The 5,941-nt window shown below is 72.7% G+C and carries 5 protein-coding genes; 4 read left to right on the top strand and 1 reads right to left on the bottom strand.

The window, feature by feature from the left end:
- Positions 1-135: 135 nt before the first annotated feature.
- Positions 136-1,482, bottom strand: a complete 1,347-nt coding sequence (locus ABT345_RS33130; RefSeq protein WP_345083970.1) for a 6-phospho-beta-glucosidase — start codon at positions 1,480-1,482, stop codon at positions 136-138.
- A 105-nt stretch (positions 1,483-1,587) separates the two neighbouring features.
- Between ABT345_RS33130 and ABT345_RS33125 the strand changes: the two genes are divergently transcribed.
- The 4 genes from ABT345_RS33125 to ABT345_RS33110 all read left to right on the top strand — a co-directional run bounded on the left by ABT345_RS33125 (position 1,588) and on the right by ABT345_RS33110 (position 5,809).
- Positions 1,588-2,733 (top strand): carbohydrate kinase family protein, encoded by a 1,146-nt coding sequence (locus tag ABT345_RS33125; RefSeq protein WP_345083968.1) that lies wholly within the window; start codon positions 1,588-1,590, stop codon positions 2,731-2,733.
- Positions 2,734-2,911: 178 nt separating this feature from the next.
- Positions 2,912-3,904, top strand: coding sequence for a PhoH family protein (locus ABT345_RS33120; RefSeq protein WP_345083966.1), 993 nt, complete (start codon positions 2,912-2,914; stop codon positions 3,902-3,904).
- A gap of 71 nt (positions 3,905-3,975) precedes the next feature.
- Positions 3,976-4,473, top strand: a complete 498-nt coding sequence (gene ybeY, locus ABT345_RS33115) for an rRNA maturation RNase YbeY (RefSeq protein WP_345083963.1) — start codon at positions 3,976-3,978, stop codon at positions 4,471-4,473.
- Positions 4,474-4,486: 13 nt separating this feature from the next.
- Positions 4,487-5,809, top strand: a complete 1,323-nt coding sequence (locus tag ABT345_RS33110; protein WP_345083961.1) for a hemolysin family protein — start codon at positions 4,487-4,489, stop codon at positions 5,807-5,809.
- Positions 5,810-5,941: the final 132 nt, after the last annotated feature.

Below are 5,941 nucleotides of genomic sequence, written 5' to 3'. Positions count from 1 at the left end.
GTGGTGTTACGGACGTAAAGCGGAGCAGTCCGTAACACCACCCCCGACCCCACCACCGCACCCCCACCGGGCAAAGGCACCCCCCCCAGAACGGAATGGCGCTGGACGAGACGCGCCCCCCGCTCAGCCCGCCCCTCACTCCTCGGCGGCCGCCCGAGACAGAATCCGGGCAGCCACCGCCGGCGAATCCACCAGCGGATGCAGCGCCATCGCCCGCAGCGCCGCCTCGCGATCCTTGCGCACGGCCGCCTCGACCGTAGCCCGCTCCACCGCCTTGAGCTGGAGCATCAGCCCCAGCTGATCGGCCCGCAACGGCGCACACGGCAGCGGCACCGCCCCGTCCGCGCCCACCTCACACACCGTCTCCACGATCGCGTCCGGCGCCATCTCCGGCACCGTCGCCCCGTTGCGCACATTGAGGATCAGCCGGCTGCCCGAACCGCCCGCACCACCGGAGAGCGCCCGCATCAGCGCCAGAGCCACCCGGTCGTACCCCCCGCCCTCCAGATCACAGGCGTCCCGCTGCCACCCCCCGCTGGCCTCCCGGCTCTCCGCCATGTACGTCTCCTCGCGCTCCCGCCGGGTGGACTCCCACAGCGCGTACGCCGCCTCCGGCCCGCCCGCCTCGGCCGCCCGCGCGAAGAACCCGCCCTGCTGCCCGTCGAGGAACTCCCCGCGCGTGACGGCGGCCGCCCGCACCGACGCCAGCGTCTCCCGGCGGAAGTAGTAGTAGTGCAGATACTCGTTGGGCAACGCGCCCAGCGCCGCCAGCCACTCGGCGCCGAACAGCCGCCCCTCCTCGAACGAGCCCAGCGCCGCCGGATCCGTCAGCAGCCCCGGCAGCAGCTCCCGCCCGTCCAGCGTCAACGACCGCAGCCACCCGAGGTGGTTGAGCCCGGTGTAGTCGTACGCCACCCGGCCCGCCGCGAACGCCGCGCCGTCCACGCCGGCCGCCCGCGCCGCCCGCCGCACCAGCCCCACCGGCGAATCGCAGATCCCGATGACCCGCTCGCCCAGCACCTCGGCCATCGCCTCCGTCACCATCCCCGCCGGGTTGGTGAAGTTGATGACCCAGGCGCGCGGCGCCAGCTCCGCCACCCGCTCCGCGATCCGCAGCGCCACCGGGATCGTCCGCAGCCCGTAGAGCACCCCGCCGGCGCCCACCGTCTCCTGGCCCAGCACGCCCTCGGCCAGCGGGATCCGCTCGTCGCGCACCCGGCCCGCGGTGCCGCCCACCCGGATCGCGGAGAAGACGAAGTCCGCGCCGGTCACCGCCTCGTCCAGGCTCCCGGCCCGCCGCACCCGCACCGGCGCCGGATGCCCCTGCGCCTGCCGCGCCAGGACGTCCCCGATCACCGCGAGCCGCCGCGGATCGGTGTCGTACAGGGTCAGTTCGTCGACCGCGCGCGTGGGATCGTCCAGGAGCGCGCGGTACACCAGCGGCACCCGGAAACCGCCGCCACCGAGAATCGTGAGCCTCATGGGCCGGAACGTACCGCAGCATCAGGCACACTGTCGGCACCACCGGGACGGGGACGCACGCGAGGGAAGCACCGCGACCGGACCGGCGGGAGAGAGGCGAGCACGGTGAGCGCTGGACGACCACAGCAACAGCCCGTACGGCAGGGCGCCCCGGCGCCGGTCCTCGACCCGCTCGCCTCCCTCCGCACCGACGGCGACCCGGCCACCGACGTCTATCTGACCGGCACCGTCTTCCTCGACATCATCCTCACCGGCCTCGACTCCGCACCGGTGCGCGGCACCGAGTCCTGGGCCCGCGGCATGGGCTCCAGCCCCGGCGGCGTCGCCAACATGGCCACCGCCCTCGCCCGCCTCGGCCTGCGCACCTCGCTGGCCGCCGCGTTCGGCGACGACATGTACGGCGAGTACTGCTGGGACGCGCTCAGCCACGGCGAGGGCATCGACCTCACCTACTCCCGCACCATCCCCGGCTGGCATTCCCCCGTCACCGTCTCCATGGCGTACGAGGGCGAGCGCACGATGGTCTCGCACGGCCACGAGGCACCGCCGCCGGACACCGCGTTCGACGGCGGCCACGCCCCCGGCTGCCCGCCGCCCTCCCGCGCCTGCGTCGCCTCGCTGGTGCCCGGCCGCCCCGAGGCCTGGCTCGCCTGCGCCGCCGCCCGCGGCAGCCGGATCTTCGCCGACGTCGGCTGGGACGACACCGGCCGCTGGGACCCGGCCGACCTCGACGGGCTCGCACACTGCGAGGCGTTCCTCCCCAACGCCGAGGAGGCGATGCGCTACACCCGCACCTCCGACCCGCGCGCCGCGGCCCGCAAGCTCGCCGAGCGGGTGCCGCTCGCCGTCGTCACCATGGGCTCCGAGGGCGCCTGCGCGGTCGACGGCCGTACGGGCGAGAGCGCCGAGGTGCCCGCCATCGCCGTGGAGGCGCTGGACCCGACCGGCGCCGGCGACGTCTTCGTCGCGGGCTTCGTCACCGGAACCCTCGCCGACTGGCCGCTCGCCGACCGGCTCGCCTTCGCCGGGCTGACCGCCGCCCTCTCCGTCCAGGAGTTCGGCGGCTCCCTCGCGGCGCCCGGCTGGGCCGAGATCGTCGCCTGGTGGCAGCGGCTGCGCGCGGACGGCGCCCCGGCCGCCGGGGTGCTCCGCGACCGCTACGCCTTCCTCGACGCCGTGCTGCCCGCACCGGGCCGCTGCACCCCGCCGGCCCGCGCCGTCCCCACGATCGGCTTCCGGCGCCCGGCGTAGGCGCGCGACGGCGCACGGCGGCGGGCGGAGCCCTTCCCGCCCGCCGCTTCGGTCTTCGTAAAGCCTTTCGGTGTTGTCGGTGCCCCGTCGTACTCTGGAGCCGTAGGAGCTGAGCCATACGCACCGCTCATCAGCTATCGGCAAAGGACAGGGGTTGAGCAGGCCACAGCGCCGACCCATGACGCAGACACCCAGGCACCAGCAGGCGAGCGCCCAGTTCACCGTCCCGGCCAAACACCCCATGGTGACGGTCCTGGGATCCGGGGACGCGCTCCTCCGCGTGATCGAGAAGGCATTTCCCGACACCGACATCCACGTCCGCGGAAACGACGTCACCGCCGTCGGTGACGCCGAGGAAGTCGCCCTCGTCCAGCGCCTCTTCGACGAGATGATGCTGGTGCTCCGCACCGGCCAGCCCATGACCGAGGACGCGGTGGAGCGCTCCATCGCGATGCTCCGCGCGGACGGCGACGGCAGCGAGACCCCGGCCGAGGTGCTCACCCAGAACATCCTCTCCAACCGCGGCCGCACCATCCGCCCCAAGACGCTCAACCAGAAGCGCTACGTCGACGCCATCGACCGGCACACCGTCGTCTTCGGCATCGGCCCCGCGGGCACCGGCAAGACCTACCTCGCCATGGCGAAGGCGGTCCAGGCGCTCCAGGCCAAGCAGGTCAACCGCATCATCCTGACCCGCCCCGCCGTCGAGGCCGGCGAACGCCTCGGCTTCCTGCCGGGCACCCTCTACGAGAAGATCGACCCGTATCTGCGGCCGCTCTACGACGCGCTCCACGACATGCTCGACCCCGACTCCATCCCGCGCCTGATGGCCGCCGGGACGATCGAGGTCGCGCCGCTCGCCTACATGCGCGGGCGCACCCTCAACGACGCGTTCATCATTCTCGACGAGGCGCAGAACACCAGCCCCGAACAGATGAAGATGTTCCTCACCCGCCTCGGCTTCGACTCGAAGATCGTCATCACCGGTGACGTCACCCAGGTCGACCTGCCGGGCGGCACCAAGAGCGGGCTGCGCCAGGTCCAGGAGATCCTCCAGGGCGTCGACGACGTCCATTTCTCCCGCCTCACCAGCCAGGACGTCGTCCGCCACAAGCTCGTGGGCCGTATCGTCGACGCCTACGAGAAGTACGACAGCCGCAACGGCGGCTAGGTCCGTTCCGCCGGCCGGCCGCCCTCGGGCGGCCGGCCGGCACCCACCAGAAGCGAGAAGTCACACCCCCCATGTCGATCGACGTCAACAACGAGTCCGGCACGGACATCGACGAGCAGGCGATCCTCGACGTCGCCCGCTACGCCGTCGCCCGGATGCGCATCCACCCGCTCTCCGAGCTGTCCGTGATCGTCGTCGACGCGGAGGCGATGGAGCAGCTGCACATCCAGTGGATGGACCTCCCCGGCCCGACCGACGTGATGTCCTTCCCGATGGACGAGCTGCGCCCCCCGGCCAAGGACGAGGACGAGCCCCCGCAGGGCCTCCTCGGCGACATCGTGCTCTGCCCCGAGGTCGCCAAGAAGCAGGGCGAGGACGCCCCGACCGGCCACTCCATGGACGAGGAGCTGCAGCTCCTGACCGTCCACGGGGTGCTGCACCTCCTCGGCTACGACCACGAGGAGCCCGACGAGAAGGCCGAGATGTTCGGCCTCCAGGCGGCCATCATCGACGGCTGGCGCGCCGAGCGGGGGCTGACGGGTCCCTCCCCGGCCCCCACCGTGACCTGACCGGGCCCCGCACATGACCACCCAACTCATCGCGGTCGCGGTGCTGCTCGTCGTCATCGCCTGGCTCGCCGCCTGCGCCGAGGCGGGCCTCGCCCGGACGACCAGCTTCCGCGCCGAGGAGGCGGTCCGCTCGGGCCGCCGCGGCAGCGACCGGCTCGCCGCCGTCGCCGCCGACCCGACCCGCTATCTCAACGTCGCGCTGCTGGTCCGCGTCGGCTGCGAGATGGCCGCCGGGGTGCTCGTCACCTACGCCTGCCTGCGCTCCTTCGACGAGACCTGGCAGGCGCTGACCGTCGCCATCGCGGTGATGGTGCTCGTCTCGTACGTCGCGGTCGGCGTCTCGCCGCGCACCATCGGCCGCCAGCACCCGCTCAACACCGCGACCGCCGCCGCCTACGTCCTGCTGCCGCTGGCCCGGATCATGGGCCCCGTCCCGCAGCTGCTGATCTGGCTGGGCAACGCCCTCACGCCGGGCAAGGGCTTCCGCAAGGGCCCGTTCGCCTCCGAGGCGGAGCTGCGGGCGCTGGTCGACCTCGCGGAGGCGGAGTCGCTGATCGAGGACGAGGAGCGCCGCATGGTGCACTCCGTCTTCCAGCTCGGCGACACGCTGGTGCGGGAGGTGATGGTGCCGCGCACGGACCTGGTCTCCGTCGAGCGGTACAAGACCATCCGCCAGGCGCTGACGCTCGCGCTCCGCTCCGGCTTCTCCCGTATCCCGGTGACCGGCGAGAACGAGGACGACATCGTCGGCATCGTCTATCTCAAGGACCTCTCCCGCAAGGTTCACGTCAGCCGCGACGCCGAGACCGAACTGGTCTCCTCCGCGATGCGGCCCGCCGTCTTCGTGCCCGACACCAAGAACGCCGGTGACCTGCTGCGGGAGATGCAGCGTGACCGTAACCACGTCGCGGTGGTCATCGACGAGTACGGCGGCACGGCCGGGATCGTCACCATCGAGGACATCCTGGAGGAGATCGTCGGCGAGATCACCGACGAGTACGACCGGGAGCTGCCGCCCGTCGAGGAGCTGGGCGACGACCGCTACCGCGTCACCGCCCGCCTCGACATCGGTGACCTCGGGGAGCTGTACGGTCTCGCGGAGCTGGACGACGAGGACGTCGAAACGGTCGGTGGGCTGCTGGCCAAGCTGCTGGGCCGGGTGCCGATCGCCGGTGCCACGGCCGTCGTCGACCTCTCCGACGATGCGGCCGCTCCCGAACTCACGGGGCTGCGGCTCACGGCGGAGTCCACGGCGGGGCGGCGGAACAAGATCGTGACCGTGTTGTGTGAGCCGGTGCGGGGGGCTGCGGGGGGCGGGAGCGGCTCGGAGGGCTGAGTGGGGGGCGTGGCCGGGGCTTGAGGTCCCGGCCCGCCTTCCGTTCCATCTCCTCCCTGCGTGGTGGTGGGTGCGGTGGTGGGGTCGGGGGTGGTGTTACGGACTGCTCCGCTTTACGTCCGTAACACCACC

Origin of the sequence: Streptomyces sp. NPDC000404, assembly GCF_040300365.1 — a bacterium.
GTDB lineage: Bacteria > Actinomycetota > Actinomycetes > Streptomycetales > Streptomycetaceae > Streptomyces > Streptomyces ramulosus.
This window is presented reverse-complemented; position numbering and strand designations above follow the sequence as displayed.